General features: G+C 57.8%; 15 protein-coding genes. 9 read left to right on the plus strand and 6 right to left on the minus strand.

Annotated features, from left to right (window positions below; translation table 11 throughout):
* Nucleotides 1-24 precede the first annotated feature (24 nt).
* Together coaE and JDEN_RS06220 are read left to right on the plus strand one after the other, a co-directional pair.
* The gene (gene coaE / locus JDEN_RS06215; RefSeq protein WP_041287846.1) at nt 25-621 is read left to right on the plus strand and encodes a dephospho-CoA kinase; all 597 of its coding nucleotides are present in this window, start codon (nt 25-27) and stop codon (nt 619-621) included.
* A 362-nt stretch (nt 622-983) separates the two neighbouring features.
* Nucleotides 984-2,321, plus strand: a complete 1,338-nt coding sequence (locus tag JDEN_RS06220) for an MFS transporter (RefSeq protein WP_015771517.1) — start codon at nt 984-986, stop codon at nt 2,319-2,321.
* Between the two features lie 44 nt (nt 2,322-2,365).
* On the opposite strand, the gene JDEN_RS06225 is transcribed toward JDEN_RS06220, so the two are convergent.
* On the minus strand, nt 2,366-3,220 hold the full coding sequence (locus JDEN_RS06225; RefSeq protein ID WP_015771518.1) for a helix-turn-helix transcriptional regulator: 855 nt from the start codon (nt 3,218-3,220) through the stop codon (nt 2,366-2,368).
* A gap of 188 nt (nt 3,221-3,408) precedes the next feature.
* Between JDEN_RS06225 and JDEN_RS06230 the strand changes: the two genes are divergently transcribed.
* From JDEN_RS06230 to narI, 4 genes are read left to right on the plus strand one after another with little or no spacing between them, the layout of a single operon-like run.
* On the plus strand, nt 3,409-7,134 hold the full coding sequence (locus JDEN_RS06230) for a nitrate reductase subunit alpha (RefSeq protein ID WP_015771519.1): 3,726 nt from the start codon (nt 3,409-3,411) through the stop codon (nt 7,132-7,134).
* On the plus strand, nt 7,134-8,657 hold the full coding sequence (gene narH / locus JDEN_RS06235) for a nitrate reductase subunit beta (protein ID WP_015771520.1): 1,524 nt from the start codon (nt 7,134-7,136) through the stop codon (nt 8,655-8,657). Before JDEN_RS06230 ends, narH begins: the two co-directional genes overlap by 1 nt.
* Nucleotides 8,654-9,400: a nitrate reductase molybdenum cofactor assembly chaperone gene (narJ, locus tag JDEN_RS06240; RefSeq protein ID WP_015771521.1), complete on the plus strand. Its 747-nt coding sequence runs from the start codon at nt 8,654-8,656 to the stop codon at nt 9,398-9,400. Before narH ends, narJ begins: the two co-directional genes overlap by 4 nt.
* Nucleotides 9,401-9,403: 3 nt before the next feature.
* Nucleotides 9,404-10,120, plus strand: a complete 717-nt coding sequence (gene narI / locus JDEN_RS06245; RefSeq protein ID WP_015771522.1) for a respiratory nitrate reductase subunit gamma — start codon at nt 9,404-9,406, stop codon at nt 10,118-10,120.
* A gap of 45 nt (nt 10,121-10,165) precedes the next feature.
* On the opposite strand, the gene JDEN_RS06250 is transcribed toward narI, so the two are convergent.
* Nucleotides 10,166-11,404, minus strand: a complete 1,239-nt coding sequence (locus JDEN_RS06250; RefSeq protein WP_015771523.1) for a molybdopterin molybdotransferase MoeA — start codon at nt 11,402-11,404, stop codon at nt 10,166-10,168.
* 28 nt (nt 11,405-11,432) lie between these two features.
* On the opposite strand from JDEN_RS06250, the gene moaCB reads away from it, so the two are divergent.
* Genes moaCB through moaA form a run of 3 tightly spaced genes read left to right on the plus strand, consistent with a single transcriptional unit; the run spans nt 11,433 to nt 13,958 of the window.
* The gene (moaCB, locus tag JDEN_RS06255) at nt 11,433-12,485 is read left to right on the plus strand and encodes a bifunctional molybdenum cofactor biosynthesis protein MoaC/MoaB (protein WP_015771524.1); all 1,053 of its coding nucleotides are present in this window, start codon (nt 11,433-11,435) and stop codon (nt 12,483-12,485) included.
* On the plus strand, nt 12,472-12,900 hold the full coding sequence (locus JDEN_RS06260) for a molybdenum cofactor biosynthesis protein MoaE (RefSeq protein ID WP_197713002.1): 429 nt from the start codon (nt 12,472-12,474) through the stop codon (nt 12,898-12,900). Before moaCB ends, JDEN_RS06260 begins: the two co-directional genes overlap by 14 nt.
* Nucleotides 12,897-13,958 (plus strand): GTP 3',8-cyclase MoaA, encoded by a 1,062-nt coding sequence (gene moaA / locus JDEN_RS06265; RefSeq protein ID WP_015771526.1) that lies wholly within the window; start codon nt 12,897-12,899, stop codon nt 13,956-13,958. The genes JDEN_RS06260 and moaA overlap by 4 nt, the downstream gene beginning before the upstream one ends.
* A gap of 5 nt (nt 13,959-13,963) precedes the next feature.
* Here moaA and JDEN_RS06270 read toward each other — a convergent pair whose 3' ends face one another.
* The 4 genes from JDEN_RS06270 to JDEN_RS06285 are packed head-to-tail and all read right to left on the minus strand — an operon-like array spanning nt 13,964 to nt 16,230.
* Nucleotides 13,964-14,218, minus strand: coding sequence for a ubiquitin family protein (locus JDEN_RS06270; protein WP_015771527.1), 255 nt, complete (start codon nt 14,216-14,218; stop codon nt 13,964-13,966).
* 2 nt (nt 14,219-14,220) lie between these two features.
* A complete protein-coding gene (locus JDEN_RS06275; RefSeq protein WP_015771528.1) occupies nt 14,221-14,490 on the minus strand; it encodes a DUF6457 domain-containing protein in 270 nt (89 codons plus the stop codon).
* Nucleotides 14,474-15,118, minus strand: a complete 645-nt coding sequence (mobA, locus tag JDEN_RS06280) for a molybdenum cofactor guanylyltransferase (protein WP_015771529.1) — start codon at nt 15,116-15,118, stop codon at nt 14,474-14,476. The genes JDEN_RS06275 and mobA overlap by 17 nt, the downstream gene beginning before the upstream one ends.
* On the minus strand, nt 15,115-16,230 hold the full coding sequence (locus JDEN_RS06285; RefSeq protein WP_015771530.1) for a HesA/MoeB/ThiF family protein: 1,116 nt from the start codon (nt 16,228-16,230) through the stop codon (nt 15,115-15,117). The genes mobA and JDEN_RS06285 overlap by 4 nt, the downstream gene beginning before the upstream one ends.
* Between the last annotated feature and the right edge of the window lie 69 nt (nt 16,231-16,299).

Genomic DNA, 16,299 nt, shown 5'->3' on the forward strand with positions numbered 1-16,299 from the left:
TGCAGGCCTGCAAGTATTGAGTCTATGAGAAGAGTGGGACTCACTGGTGGGATTGCGTCAGGTAAGTCGACTGTGGCTGAGTGTTTGCGGGATTTGGGGGCGGTTGTTGTTGATCATGATGGCTTGGCGCGCCAGGTGGTGGAGCCTGGGTCCTCTGGGTTAGCGGAGATTGTGGCGCGCTTTGGTGCTGGTGTGTTGCAGCCTGATGGTTCGTTGGACCGGGGGGCGTTGGGGGCGGTAGTTTTTGGTGATCCCAAGGCGCGCGGTTTACTGAATTCGATCGTGCATCCACGGGTGGTTGATGCGGCGCGGGTGGCCCAGTTGGCGGCGCAGGAGGCTGGAGCTCTCGTCGTTGTCCACGATATTCCGTTGTTGGTTGAGACGGGGCAGGCGGGGGATTTTGATGTGGTGCTTGTCGTGGAGGCACCTGAGGATGTGAGGGTGGAGCGGATGGTGCGGGATCGGGGGATGCGCAGTGACGATGCGCGTGCCCGGATTCGTGCGCAGGCTTCTGATGATGAGCGGCGTGCAGTGGCGGATGTGGTGTTTCGTAATGATGGGTCGCGGAAAGACTTGTGTGATCAGGTCGTGCGGTGGTGGGATCGGTGGTCTGATCGGTGAGAGTCGCCGGTACTTCACCCACTAATTGTGGCGAGTGTCACAGTGGTTCGGTAGATTACTTGTGTGACCTGTGAAAACTATCAGCAGCCTTCACTGTTGAGGTGTTTGTTGCAAAACTATCGCACCTCTGGCCGAGCTGCGTCGACGACTCGACGGCCTGGTCAGGGGTGTGCGTCGTGGCGACCGGTAGATTCTGACAATTTTCTAGAACAAAACTGGTTCCCGCGAGAGAATAAAAACGAACACGATTTGGGTTCATCATGCCTCTCACCTGCGCACGGGACCAAGGGCCCCGCAGTTTTCACAAGTTCGTTTCTATCGTAGTTTGTGACAATGCTGGTCCACCAACAACCGGAGTTCTCATGACCCCGACTTCCTCATCCACGCCACAACCGGTCACAGTGAGCAACGACGCTCGCCGCGACTTGGTTGGCTGGGATCCCAATAACGACAGAATCTGGGATTCACGCATTGCTTGGTCCACTTTGTGGGTGACCACTTTCAACCTGGTTCTTGCTTTTGTCATCTGGTACCTCCCTGGCGCACTGGTCCCTACCCTTGGAACGCTGACCGGCTGGAACCTCACCGAGAGCCAGTCCTACTGGCTTCTGGCCATGCCTGGACTCACTGGTGGTGCTTTGCGGTTGGTGTGGATGACACTCCCTCCCATGATTGGGACCCGCAAGATGCTCACGCTGTCCACATTACTCATGCTCATCCCCTTTGTGGGGTGGACCTGGGTTGTGACGCTCCCTGAGCAACCCGCCTACGGACTCCTTGTGGCGCTAGCTTTGGCTGCCGGTATTGGCGGTGGGGTCTTTTCTGGGTACATGCCGTCAACATCGTACTTTTTCCCCAAGGCCAAGCAGGGGACAGCGCTCGGTTTGCAGGCGGGGATTGGAAACTTTGGTGTTTCCATCGTTCAGTTTGTTGTCCCCTGGGCAATTGGATTTTCGCTCTTTGGTGTTGCCGGCCAAGTGGCTCAGACTGACAGCGGTGAGCGCACCGTGTGGTTGCAAAACCCAGGGCTGATTTTCATTCCCTTCGCAGTAGTGGGCGTCATCCTTGCGTGGACGATGCTCAGGTCAGTTCCCATGAAGGTTAACCTGCGCCAACAGTTCGACATTTTCAGCAACAAGCACACATGGCTGATGACCATGCAATATGTGCTCACCTTTGGGATCTTTTCAGGACTGGCAGGCACATTTGGCATGTTGTTGAACGTCCAGTTCGGGGCGCAGTATCTCACCTGGGTGTTTCTTGGCGCATTTGTTGGGTCACTGGTGCGGATGTGCTGGGGGCCGTTGTGTGACCGTTTTGGCGGTGGAATTTGGACCTTTGTTTCTGGCGTGGGCATGGCTGTGTCTGCTGGTGTGGTTCTCTTTGGTCAAATCACTGCCGGAGATGAAGGCCCGTCACTGGGTATTTTCATGACCGGGATGCTCATGATTTTCTTCTTCGCCGGGGTGGGCAATGCGTCAACATTTAAACAGATGCCCATGATCTTCCCCGCTCGCCAAGCTGGCGGTGTCATTGGATGGACTGCGGCGATCGCAGCGTTTGGGCCATTCATATTCTCGATGGCCTTCAACTTCTTCTCCCGTGAAGCAGTGTTCACCTTCATCATTGTGTACGCGCTGGCTTGCGCTGCAGTGTCGTGGTTCTACTACGCACGACCAGGGGCGGAGGCAAAGAGCTGATTGCGACCGTGGCGTCGGAGTTACCGACGCCACGGTTCAGTTGGTTATTGAGGCGCTGGAGAGGAAGGGATCGAAGCGTGGTGAGAGACAAAACGAGTATCAACGATGACACCCTCACTGTCCTCAAACCCTCGCGCAACAGTTGTCAACGGGGCAGCACAGTGGTGTTGACCAAGCAACGGAACAATACGCGTGGTTCGTTGCGTGGAGTTCAACTCTTCCAAAGACCCGTTGAGCAAACCCGCATGCAACGCACACACAGCCTCCGGGGCGCTACGGGCCGCGTCAGCGAACGGGCAGTTGTGAAACAGCAACCCACGCTCATCAAAACGGTGTTCTTCGTCGGGGGCGATATTGGTTTTTCCCGTGACTTGGTCGGCGTCACGAGTGGATTGCCCCAAGTCGTCGGTCAACTCCGGAGCGAACCACAACGCGTCAAGTTTTGTCAGCACTCGGGTCAGCAGATCGTCTTCACTAGGGTGCTCAGCCTCACTGGGAGCTTCGGTGACAAACTGTCCCCATCGTTTCCCCACGGAGTACATGATGGCCGATGCGTCAGGCACGTTATCAGCAACCGCGATCGTCAATGCCTCAGCAAGGACCCGGTAGGCCTGAGCACGTTCGTGAGTCTGGTTGGGCAGTGTACCCAGATACAAGATCTTTGGGCGCCCTGGTGTGGAACGAGGTTGCTGCGTGCGCTGTGCAAGGCCCGAATCGACAAGGGACTCCAAGTGAAAGCGGGCGGTGTTGAGATGGATGCCCACTCGGTCGGCCACTTCAGACACCGACAACGGGTCTTTGGAGTCGCGGAGCAATTGAATGATGTGCGTACGGCGGCCTCCGTAGTCGGAACGCCCAGTTGTTCCGTCAAACCCGAAGTGGCCAATGGATTTTGGCATGGCGTGTGTCCCTTACTGGTCTTCCGTGATCGGTTGTATGCTTCACGGATTACTGAATATTCCCAAAGATTTTCGTTTCAATCGACAAAATACCTGATATGTACCTCACAGTGCGGGCCCAAAGGCCCACATAGAGGAGAAAAACTGAGCTGGATCGTGATCTCGCATCAATCGAAGGAGTGCACCCCATGACCGCACCAACCAACGAGTCGATGTCGCCACTTGTGAAGAAACTCCTCGCCTCCCGCGGGTTGCTCCCTCACACCGAAGTGTTCGACAACTCCCACGCCTACGTGGAAACAAACCCATCGGAGTGGGATGAGTTCTACCGTAACCGATGGTCGCACGACAAGATCGTCCGATCGACACACGGGGTCAACTGCACAGGGTCGTGCGCGTGGGATGTTTACGTCAAGGACGGACTGATCACCTGGGAGCACCAGGGAACGAACTACCCAACAACAGGTCCAGACAGCCCTGAGTACGAACCTCGTGGTTGCCCGCGTGGTGCGTCATTTTCGTGGTACACCTACTCACCGGGGCGCGTGAAATACCCATATATCCGCGGCGTCCTGCTTGAGCTGTATCTCAAAGCAAAAAAGGAACACCCAGACCCGGTGGATGCATGGGAATCAATCGTCACCTCCCCTTTGAAATCCGCGATGTACAAAACAGCTCGCGGAAAAGGAGGGCTTGTTCGCGCAAACTGGGAGTTGGCGACCGAAATCATGGCCGCCGCCCATGTGTACACCATCAAGAACTTTGGACCGGATCGGTGCGTAGGGTTCACCCCAATCCCCGCAATGTCCATGGCCTCATTTGGGGTAGGAACCCGATTCCTATCCATGATTGGCGGGACCCTACTCAGCTTTTACGACTGGTACGCCGACCTGCCACCAGCATCCCCACAAATCTGGGGCGACCAAACAGATGTCCCAGAGTCGGGGGACTGGTGGAACGCCGGATACATCATGATGTGGGGATCAAACATTCCCGTCACAAGAACACCCGACGCCCACTTCCTCGCCGAAGTACGGTACAAAGGAACCAAAGTCGTTGCGGTATCCCCTGACTATGCTGAAAACGTCAAATTCGCTGACGACTGGCTTGCTCCCGCTCCAGGAACAGATGGGGCCCTCGCCCTAGCAATGGGTCATGTCATCCTCACCGAGTTCTACCGGGACCGCACCGTTGAATACTTCACCCGCTATGCCAAGAAGTTCACCGATTCCCCGTTCCTAGTGTCCCTCGACAAAGGGGACAATGACGGAACCTACCGGGTTGGCAAGTTCTTGACCGCCGCAGACCTCAACCCCACCTCAGTGCACGGAGCTACCGGCGACCGTGCCGAGTTCCGCCCCGTTTTCCTCGACTCAGTCACCAACAGCGTGACTGTTCCCAACGGAACCCTGGCCGACCGGTGGACTGACGAAGGCAAAGGGCGATGGAACCTCGACCTTGACGGTCAAGACCCACACCTGACGCTGCTTGACACGACCTACCAAGGCCAAACCGCATCGTCAGCCACTGTGCTCATGCCACGTTTTGACGAAGGAGCGACCGAAGGTGGCAGCACCATTACCCGTGGTGTGCCCACCCTCACCATTGACGGACACGTGGTGACCACCGTTTTTGATCTGCTCCTGGCCAACTACGGTGTTGGACGTGATGGGCTGCCCGGCCAATGGCCAACCGGCTATGACGATGCCTCGGTTCTTGGCACACCCGCGTGGCAAGAAAACCTATCCGGAGTCACTGGTGAACAATGTGCACGCATCGCACGGGAATTTGCCCGTAACGCGGAGATGACACAAGGGCGATCCATGATCGTCATGGGCGCGGGCACCAACCACTGGTACCACTCGGACACGATCTACCGCACCTTCATCTCCCTGCTCACCATGACCGGTTGCCAAGGTGTGAACGGTGGGGGATGGGCGCACTACGTTGGACAAGAAAAAGCTCGACCTGTGACTGGACAACAGCACATGTCCTTTGCTCTTGATTGGCAGCGCCCAACCCGCCACATGGCAGGCACCGCGTTTTGGTACACAGCAACTGACCAGTGGCGGTACGAAGGATTCGACGCTGATGAGTTCACCTCACCAGCTGCAGCCAAAGGGTTCACCCGCTCCGCTATTGCAGACTGTCTTGCTCAAGCTCAACGCCTCGGCTGGACACCAGCGCACCCCGGGTTTGACCGCAACCCTCTTGACATTTGCGATCAAGCCCAAGAAGCGGGGAAAACCGTCCCCACATACGTTGTTGATGAACTCAAAGGTGGCCGCCTCAAGTTCGCCATGGAAGACCCCGACAACCCCGTCAACTTCCCACGGGTTCTCACCTTGTGGAGATCGAACCTCATTGGTAACTCCGCCAAAGGCAACGAGTACTTCCTCAAGCACCTGCTGGGCACAACCGACGCGATCCGGGGGAAGGAAACACCCCCAGAAAACCGTCCCAAAGATATTGTGTGGCGGGAAAAGGCCGCGGAGGGCAAGCTTGACCTGCTGACCAACATTGACTTCCGTATGACGGGAACGTCATTGTTCTCTGACATCGTGCTTCCAGCTGCCACATGGTACGAAAAACAAGACCTGTCCACCACGGACATGCACCCGTTTGTTCACGCCCTCAACGCAGCGATCACACCAGCATGGGAGTCACGTACCGACTACGATGCTTTCCTTGGACTGGCAGACAAAGTCTCTGAGTTGGCGCACACCCACCTGGGAACTCGCACCGATGTCATCGCGGCTCCGCTGACCCACGACACCCCCGACGAAATGGCGCAACCACACGGCATTGTCCGTGACTGGAAAGACGGAGAATGTGACCCTATTCCCGGTGTCACCATGCCTCGGCTTGTCACCATTGAGCGTGACTACACAAAAATCGGTGAGAAGATGCGCGCCGTAGGGCCACTGATCTCCAGCGCAGGGACCACCATTAAGGGGGTAACGATCGTTCCTGACAGCGCCATCAGCCACCTTGAAAAGGCGAACGGTGTGCAACGGTCAGGAATCGGTCAAGGACGCCCACGCCTGGACACCGCAGCTCATTTCTGTGAAGCGATTCTTGCGCTGTCTGGAACCACAAATGGTGCAGTGTCTGTGGCCGGGTTTAAAGCACTCGAGCAACGCACCGGCGTCACGATGCACGACCTTGCTGAAGAAAACGAGGAACGGATCATCACCTTCCCTCAAGCACTATCAGGACCACAACCAGTGTTTACTTCGTATGAATGGTCTGGGTCGGAAAAGGGAGGTCGTCGCTACTCTCCGTTCACAATCAACGTGGAACGCGATAAACCATGGCACACCATCACCGGGCGGCAACACTTCTTTGTTGACCACGACTGGATGCAAGCACTGGGAGAACAATTCCCGGTGTACCGGCCCCCATTGGACATGGCCCGCCACTTTGGGGACCAAGGGTTCACCGACGACGGCGATGCCGGAGTCACCGTACGGTACTTGACTCCGCACTCCAAGTGGTCGATCCACTCCCAGTATCAAGACAACCCCTACATGCTGGGTCTTTCCCGTGGCGGTCCCGTCATATGGCTCTCCGTCGAGGACGCTAATAAAGCGGGCATTGCTGACAATGACTGGATCGAAGCAGTCAACCGAAACGGGGTGGTGGCGTGCCGTGCTGTGGTGTCCCACCGTATGCCACAAGGCACTGCGTACATGTACCACTCAAAAGACCGCAACATTGACGTCCCCAAAACAGAGACGTCCGGCAAACGTGGTGGTATCCACAACTCACTGACCATGATCATGATGAAGCCCTCGCACTTCCTTGGTGGTTATGGCCAGTTCACCTATGCGTTCAACTATTACGGCCCCACCGGAAATCAGCGTGATGAGTTCACGGTGATCCGCCGCCGCACCCAGGAGGTTCAGTACTGATGCGTGTTATGTCTCAAGTCGCGATGGTCATGAACCTCGATAAGTGCATTGGATGTCACACCTGTTCAGTCACGTGCAAACAAACCTGGACAAACCGTGACGGGGTTGAGTACGTGTGGTTCAACAACGTGGAAACCAAACCCGGTTTGGGTTACCCACGCGGATACGAAGACCAAGAACGGTGGAATGGCGGGTGGACCCTAGACCGCAAGGGACGGTTACAACTGAAATCAGGGGGACGGTTGAAACGATTGGCATCAATTTTTGCCAACCCGAACCTTCCCACCCTGGATGACTACTATGAACCTGCCACCTACGATTTTGATCAACTCGTCAATGCGCCTGCCCAAGACGATGTACCTACAGCACGCCCAAAGTCGGTGATCACTGGGAAAGACATGAAAATCGAATGGGGAGCTAACTGGGATGACGACCTTGCCGGGTCCCCAGAGATCGCCCATCTCGACCCGAACCTGAAAAACATGTCCGAACAAGTGAAGATGTCTTTTGAGCAGACCTTCATGTTCCACCTGCCACGGATTTGTGAACACTGCCTCAACCCTGCGTGCGTGTCGGCATGCCCGTCATCCGCGATGTACAAACGCGTTGAAGACGGCATCGTCCTGGTGGACCAAGACGCATGCCGTGGCTGGCGCATGTGTGTGTCCGCCTGCCCGTACAAGAAGGTGTACATCAACCACCAAACAGGTAAAGCAGAAAAATGTACGTTTTGCTTCCCCAGGATCGAAGAAGGGCTTCCCACGGTCTGCGCTGAAACGTGTGTGGGCCGACTTCGGTACATCGGCATCGTGTTCTACGACGCAGACAAAGTCTCAGAAGCCGCATCTGTCACCGACGAAAAAGACCTCCTCGACTCGCAACGCGACATCATCTTGAACCCGTTCGATCCTGAGGTACTGGCAGCAGCACGAGCGGAGGGCATCCCTGAGGACTGGATCAAGGCAGCTCAAGACTCGCCCATCTACAAACTCATCCACACCTACAAAATCGCGTTGCCGCTGCACCCGGAATACCGCACCCTCCCGATGGTGTGGTACGTCCCGCCGCTGTCACCAGTCCTTGACGTCACGACAGAACTGGGACGAGACAACACCGACGCAGATGACGTGTTCCACACCATCTCCTCACTGCGCATCCCCATGGAATACCTTGCCTCGATCTTCACTGCAGGCGACGTTGACACAATCGCTGGTGTGTTGATGAAACTCGCGGGAATGCGCACCTTCATGAGGAACCGCACCATCAACGGTGACGTGTCCAACGAAGTTCTCGAACGAATCGGTATGTCCGCCCAGGACGTCGAAGACATGTACCGCCTCCTGGCGATCGCCAAAATGTCCGATCGGTACGTGATCCCGAAAGCCCACACAGAGCGGGCAGCAGAACTTGCTTCCTGGCAGTCCGGGTGCTCGCTTGATGGCCCCGGTGGGCCAGGGATGAGCAACGTATCAACCCGCGGTGGCAAGGTACCACTGACCCTGGCACGCAGGAGGCCACGATGAGTCCCACAACAACACGTAAAGCTGTGACCATCCCCCTGTTTCGCCGCTCCAAGCGGCGTGACCTCACTGACATTCCCGGCCGGTCAGAAGTGCTGGGACTGTGCGCAGTGCTGTTGGGCTACCCTGACGATGCGTTTATTGCGTTACGCAACGACCTTGCGCAGGCAGTCACGGAACTACCCAACTCACCAGCCGCATCGAAAATCAGGGAATTTTGGTCGCTTTTTACCGACTTCACCGCCATCGAGGCACAACGACACTACGTGGAAACCTTTGACATGAGGCGCAACTCGTCGTTGTTCCTCACCTACTACCTCCACGGGGACACACGCCAACGGGGGATGTCGCTGCTGATGTTCAAACAGCGCTACCGAGCCTATGGGTTTGCACCACCCGAAAACGAGCTACCCGACTACCTGCCCATGGTCTTGGAGTTCGCGGCGATTACCGGACCTGGGGTCGGCGAAGGACTCCTGCGCCTACACCGGAGCGGTTTTGAAGTGATCCGCACCGCACTGAACGATCGCGGCTCACTGTATGCCCTGCTGCTGGACGCTGTAGCAGACGTTCTTGGCCCAGTCACCGCACGCCAACAAGAAGAAGTTTCCCAACTTGTTGCAGCGGGCCCACCTGCCGAAACCATCGGGTTGGAGTCACCTCTTGCCCCCTATTCCACCCTTGCCGGGGGAGCCGACGAACCATTCGGACCACCGGAATTCACCTGCTCTCCGAAAGGATCATGACCCATGTGGGCGAACTTCTGGTTTGTGATTTTCCCCTATATTTGTGTGGCGATCTTCGTGGTCGGTCACATCTGGCGGTACCGGCACGACCAATTCGGGTGGACAACCCGCACGAGCCAAGTCTTAGAAAGCCGATGGCTCAGTTGGGGCTCCCCACTTTTCCACTTCGGGGCACTCTTTGTCATTGCCGGACATGTTGGTGGGCTACTCATCCCACAAGAATGGACCCGCGCACTTGGGGTCAACGACCACATGTACCACAACCTGTCCATGTACATCGGGACAGCGGCAGGCGTAGCGCTCGTCGCCGGCACGATCATCCTCATCATCCGCCGGTTTGTCACCTCACAACGCATCCGCGTTGTCACCACTGCCTGGGACTACGCTCTCTACGCCTTGCTCGTCATCGAAATCTTCGTCGGCATGTGGCAAAAGATTTCCACCAACATTGTGGGTGAAGGCTACGACTACCGCGGAACAGTGTCTGTGTGGTTCCGACAACTCTTTATTTTGCAACCAGATGCAGCACTCATCATGGACGCCCCCACAATTTATGCGATCCACGCGATCCTTGGCTGCCTGCTCATTGCAATCTGGCCATTCACTCGGCTTGTCCACGTGTGGTCAATCCCCGTGGCCTATCTGGCTCGCCCCTACGTGGTCTACCGCAGAAAACACACACCAGATGTGTCTCCCTTAACCAAAAGCATGCGCAAATAACCACACCGTGCGGCGGATTCAAGGTGAATCCGCCGCACACCTACCTCATGAACTCACACCACTGCCCCACGGCAGTGCAAGACTCGGCACAACACAACCAGCCCCCACCCCACCAGGTGGGATCACCATGACCCCATCAGCACACGCAAAACCGCGTAACATCCCCGAACCAAGCCACCCCGTTTCCTGAGCAACCACACGACCGGCCACCCACGAAACCGAAAACGGAACCAACCGAGAATCACGGGCAGGCGCAACCACCGCATCGGCTGTCACAACCTGGCCTAACACCGGGGCAGGGCGACCCAGCAAGCCATACACAAGAGGCCGAACAAGCGTCAACATCCCACCCAAGGTGGCTGACAAGGGATTGCCCGGCAACCCGACAATGTACTGACCATCACGACGAGCAAGGAGGTTTGGATGCCCAGGGCGCATCGCAATCGAGTCAATGACCAACTCAGCACCAACAGCCTCCAACCCGCGATGAAGGTGGTCGCGCGGGCCAGCGGCCGTTCCACCCGTGGTGATGATGACGTCAGCGTCACTGTCACGCAAGGCACGCACGGTAGCGTCAAGGGTATCGGGAACAAACATCACCTGCGTCACGTCCACCCCCAACAACTGCAAATAGGCGGGGAACTGTGGAGCAAACGCATCCCGAACTTGGCCTGCACCCGGTACTCCACGGTGTGTCACCTCATCACCCAACACAATGAGATCAACGGTCACCGAACGACGAACACGAACCGTGTCCACACCCGCCATCGCAGCCAACCCCACACGTGGGGGAGTCAACACCTGACCTGCGTGAACAATGACCTCATCCAGGCTTGCCTCAGCCCCAGCAGGCCGGACATGCGACCCATCCCACGGTTCATTGTCCGAGACCGAAGAAATAAACTCACCACCATCAACCGACGTGACCTGCGCGTACTCACGCCGCACAACCCCGAACGTGCCGTGCGGCACAACACCACCAGTAGCAATAACCACAGCCTCACCAGGCTCCAACTCGCGCGCCCCCACATGACCTGCGAGAGCCGGCGCATCAACGAGCCGCCAGGGCCCAGACGAGTCGCCTACCGCGTACCCATCCATAGCGGACGTCGTATCGCGCGGAAGAGCAGTCGCGCTCCTCAGGTCGTGGGCAAGGACACGTCCGGTAGCCTGATGAAGTGGCAGGGTCACCACACCAACCAGGTGAGGGGTCATATGTGCAGTGCCGTGGGCAACGTCCCAGGCGGGTTCAGTCAACGTCTCATGGTGGGTCACATGTCCCATCTTGCCAAGGGTCAAGGAGATTCGTGAAGTGGTAGCTTCTCGTGGGTTAACACACGTCAATGAGCAGGGCGCTGTGCGTATGGTGAGTGTGGGCGATAAGCCCGTCACTGACCGTGGGGCGGTGGCCCGCGCCCGGGTGGTCGTTACTGCTGACGTGATTGATGTGTTGCGCCGTGGCGAACTGCGCAAGGGCGACGCGTTAGCGGTCGCCCGGATCGCTGCGATTAGCGCGGTGAAGAAAACCCCGGACCTCATCCCGTTGTGCCACCCTCTTGCCATCACCGGAGTTGATGTCACAGTGAGCCTGGGAGATGGGTGCGTGGAGCTTGAAGCCAGTGTGCGGACGGCTGACCGCACAGGTATCGAAATGGAGGCGCTGACCGCGGTGACAGTGGGGGCGCTCAACATCATTGACATGGTGAAGGCACTTGATCGGGGGGCCTTCCTTGAGTGGGCACGTATTGAACGCAAGGAAGGTGGCGCCTCAGGGCAATGGGTGCGTGACGCACACGGGCAAATGTTGCGCGAAGAACCGGGTGAGTCCACGACCAGTGAAGCGAGGGATGCTTGTGTGACTCCGGATGAACCGTTTGGTTACGTGTTGACGGTGTCAGATCGTGCAGCGGCAGGTGCGCGAGTTGATGAAACAGGACCCATGATTGTTGAGGCTGCGTCCCAATGGGGATCGCAGTGTATGCACGAGGTTGTCCCTGATGACGCTGTGATGATCCGTGATCGGGTGCGGGCTGCGGTCCGTCAGGGGGCATGGTTTGTTGTGACCACCGGGGGGACAGGGATTACGTCACGCGATGTGACTCCCGATGCGGTGGCACCGTTGCTTGACAAGCCGCTCCCGGCTTTAGCGCATCAGTTACAGGTCAGCGGGGTGGGGCGTGCTCCTGGTGCGTTGCTGTCGCGGTCTGTTGCGGGGATTTCGGAAGGGGCGTTGGTGGTGACTTTGCCTGGTTCGGTGGGTGCGGTGCGTGACGGGTTGGAAGTGTTAGGTCCGATGATGGGACATGTACGTGAGCAACTTGCTGACGGGGATCATGAGCGAGGGGAGGCGCATGATGATGGGTGAGGTGACATGGACTGCTGTGACAGTCGATCCGTTGGTTGTTGCGTGGCATGAGGACAAGGTTGCGCACGCTCACATGGGTGCTGTCGTGACGTTTTGTGGTGTCGTGCGTGATCATGATGGTGGTCTTGGTGTGCGTGCTTTGCATTATGAGGGGCACCCACACGCTGCGGACATGCTTGCTCAGATCGCTGACGATGTCGCGCGGCGTTATGGGGGTGTGCGTCTTGCGGTGAGCCACCGGGTTGGGGATCTGGTGGTCGGAGATGTGGCATTGGTGGCAAGCGTGTCGTCAGCGCACAGGAAGTTGGCGTTTGAGGTATGTGACGTGCTGGTAGATGAGGTGAAGAAGCGCCTTCCCGTGTGGAAGGAACAATTTTTTGTTGATGGGTCTAGCCAGTGGGTGGGAGCGCTATGACGGTGTCGTTAGGGCTTCCCCGTGTTCTGTCTCCGATGGTGGTGGGGCAGGGTGCCAACACCAAGTTAGGGCCGGAGTTGCTCACTGACCGGTTTGGCCGTGTGCACCGTGACCTGCGGATTTCGTTAACTGATAAATGTAATTTGCGGTGCACATATTGCATGCCAGAAGAAGGCATGGAGTGGATCGCGAAGAGCCAGCAGTTGAGCGTGGATGAAATGGTGAGGATCGCTGCGGTGGCGGTTGGGCATGGCATCACGGAGATTCGGTTGACCGGCGGTGAGCCGTTGTTGTACCCGCAAGTTGTGGAAATCACCCAACGGCTTGCCGCGCTTGATGGTGCTCCTGAAGTGTCCATGACGACTAATGGGTTACGTCTCGCCTCGCTTGCTGGTCCTTTACGTGACGCGGGGTTGACTCGGCTCAATATTTCTCTCGATACCGTTCGTGCAGACCGTTATTTCGCATTGACTCGCCGTCGCCGTTTTGCTGATGTCATGGCGGGATGTGATGCGGCAGATGCTGCGGGGTTCACGGGAACGAAGCTGAACTCAGTTCTCATGCGTGGCGTCAACGATGATGAAGCGGTGGATCTAGTTGAGTTCGCGGTGGCCCGCGGATATGAGCCGCGATTCATTGAACAGATGCCGCTTGATGCTGGGCACACGTGGTCGCGTGAAGCGATGGTCCCAGCGGACGAAATTTTTGATGCGCTTGCTCGCGTGTATGAGTTGACACCTGTTCCACATCGAGGGGCAGCGCCTGCACAGCGGTGGTATCTGAACGGTTCACATGCCACCGTGGGAATCATTGCTTCAGTGACTCGGCCCTTTTGTGGGGCATGTGATCGGTTGCGGTTGACCTCAGATGGCCAATTGCGTAACTGTCTGTTTCAACGTGGTGAGTCTGATCTGCGTACCCTGGTACGTCAGGGGGGCACCGATGATGATATCGCCTACGCGTTGGGGGCATCGGTTGCCCAGAAATTGCCTGGCCACGGCATCAACGATCCAGGGTTCATTCAACCTGACCGGGGAATGTCAGCTATTGGTGGGTAGGGTGGTCACCCGCCAGCGAAGGGTGGAAGGACGTCAAGGGCGACGTCGCCGGTGAGGGTGGAATCGAACGTGTCTTTGTCCACGTAGGTTCCTTCGCGTAACAGCGAACTGATGTTGAGGACTTTGTCCATGTCAGCCCCATGCTGGTTGGCTGCTTGTGCAAGAGCATCGCTCAGTGTCGATGCGTGAAATGATTCTTGTGTGATGCCGCCAGCTGCTGCACGGGCAGCAGCATAGTAGGTCAAGGTCACAACAGACACTGTTAATCGTTGCCTTCCTGTGTAGGGATGAGGTCTCGTAGTTCGGTGATGATCTCGCGGGCTTTGTCGACGTCGCCTCCGGCGAGACCGACGGCAAGCCCTACGTAGTATGTGGTGACGGGCCCAGCTGGACGGGCAACATTGTGTGCAACCTCCCGGGTGAGGTCAAGCAACTCTGCAAGAGGCGCATTGTGTGCCGCTGGGGTATTCAAGTGCAGAGTGTGGGTGAGGGTGTGCGCCCACTGGTTCATGGCATCATATGGCGTCGTCATCGGGGTCTTCTCCTGTGGTGTGTGCACGTTCTGAGGTGGTCAAGGACCTCATCTGAGAGTAGTCCTGTGGAGTGTCAACGTCGAATGTCCACAGCTGTGGCAGTGGCACTGTAGTGATATTCAATGCCGCGATGAGGTGTTTTACTGGCCGGTGGGCGAGCCCACCCGAGTCCCGCAGTGCGTCCAGTGCTGTTGCTAATGCTGCAACGTCGTAGACGGCGACAAGTGGTTGCCACCGTCCCTCCTTATCAACTGCGAGCGCCGCGTCCTGGTGTGTTGTGGTGAGTGCGTGTGTGAGGGGGGTGATGGCGTGGGCTGCATGGGGGGTGTCGCAGGCGAGGATTGTGGTGTAGGTGGTCTGGGGTGGGAGGTGGGTGGTGGCGTGAGCGATGGCGGCGAGTGGACCGGTGTGTGGGGGGTGTTCTTGGGTGGTGATGACGGGTATGTGGGTGGGTGTGTGGGGTGGTGGGCCAACGAGGATGGTGGGGTGGTGGAAGGAGGGGAGGGTGGTGAGGATGTGGTTAAGGAAGGTGGTGGTGCCAAGGGGGAGTTCTGCTTTGTTGGTGGTGCCGAGGCGGGAGCCGTGGCCGCCGGTGAGGATGATGGTGGCGTGTGTTGTTGTGGTCATTGTGGTGGACCTGGGTGGGCGGAGACGTCGGTGAGGCCTGCGTCGGTGAGGGTGAGGGCTGCAAGCTGGGCGGTTGTTCCTGATTCGCAGTAGATGATGCGAGGTGCGGGGTGTGTGGCGAGGCGGGTGGCGGTGGCGTGTGGGTTAGCGAGGATGTCAGGTAGGGGGATGGTGAGGGTGGTTGGCCACGGGTTTGTGTGGGTGGTGTGGGGTGGGCGAATGTCGATGGTGGTGGCGGTGGTGAGTGCTGATGGGTGGTTGGTGAGTGCTGATGGGTGGTTGGTGAGTGCTGATGGGTGGTTGGTGGGTCTGGTTGGTGGTGGTGGGTCTGGTTGGTGGTGTGGGGTGGTGGTGGGTTTGGTTGAGCAGGTGGGGCAGGTGGGTGATGGGTTGAGGGGGAGGTAGTTCCAAGTGTTCGTGTGCCCGGAGTAGGTGGCGAGCGTTCCAGTGAGTGGTGTGCCGATTCCGGTAATGAGGGTGATTGCTTCGTGTGCTTGGGTTGTTCCGATGAGTCCGGGAAGGGTGGGGAGGACTCCGGTTTGTGCGCAGGTGGGTACGGTGTTGGGTGGTGGCGGTGTGGGGTGTAGGCATCGGTAGCACGGTGTGTGGGGGAGCGCGAAGACGCTGATGTGGGCGTCCCAGGCGGAGATTGCTGCCCAAATGTAGGGGGTTGCTGTGGTGACGCAGATGTCGTTGATGAGGTAGCGGGTAGCAAAGTTGTCGGTGCCGTCGATGACGAGGTCTGCTCGGTTGATGGCGTCGTAGGCGTTGTTGTGGGTGAGTCGGGTGGGGTGGGTGATGATGGTGATGTGGGGGTTGAGTTGCGTGAGGGTTGTGGCTGCTGAGTCGGTTTTGCGTTGTCCGATGCGGGGGTAGGAGTGGATGAGTTGGCGGTGGAGGTTGGAGGGGTCGACTGTGTCGTCGTCGTATATTTCGAGGGTGCCTACTCCGGCGGCGGCGAGGTGCATGAGGGCGGGGGAGCCGAGGCCACCGGCTCCGATGACGAGGACGTGGGCGTCGCGGAGGGCTTGTTGCGCAGTGTGTCCAAAACCAGGTAGCGCCATTTGGCGTGCGTAGTGGATGGTTTCAGCGGTGGTGAAGTCCGGTGTCACTGCGGCCTCCTGTGCAGGTGGGTGCTGTGTGTGTCCTTAGTATGACAGGTAGAAACGAACTTTTTTGTG

The sequence above is a fragment of the Jonesia denitrificans DSM 20603 genome, from assembly GCF_000024065.1.
In the GTDB taxonomy this organism is placed as follows: Bacteria; Actinomycetota; Actinomycetes; order Actinomycetales; family Cellulomonadaceae; genus Jonesia; species Jonesia denitrificans.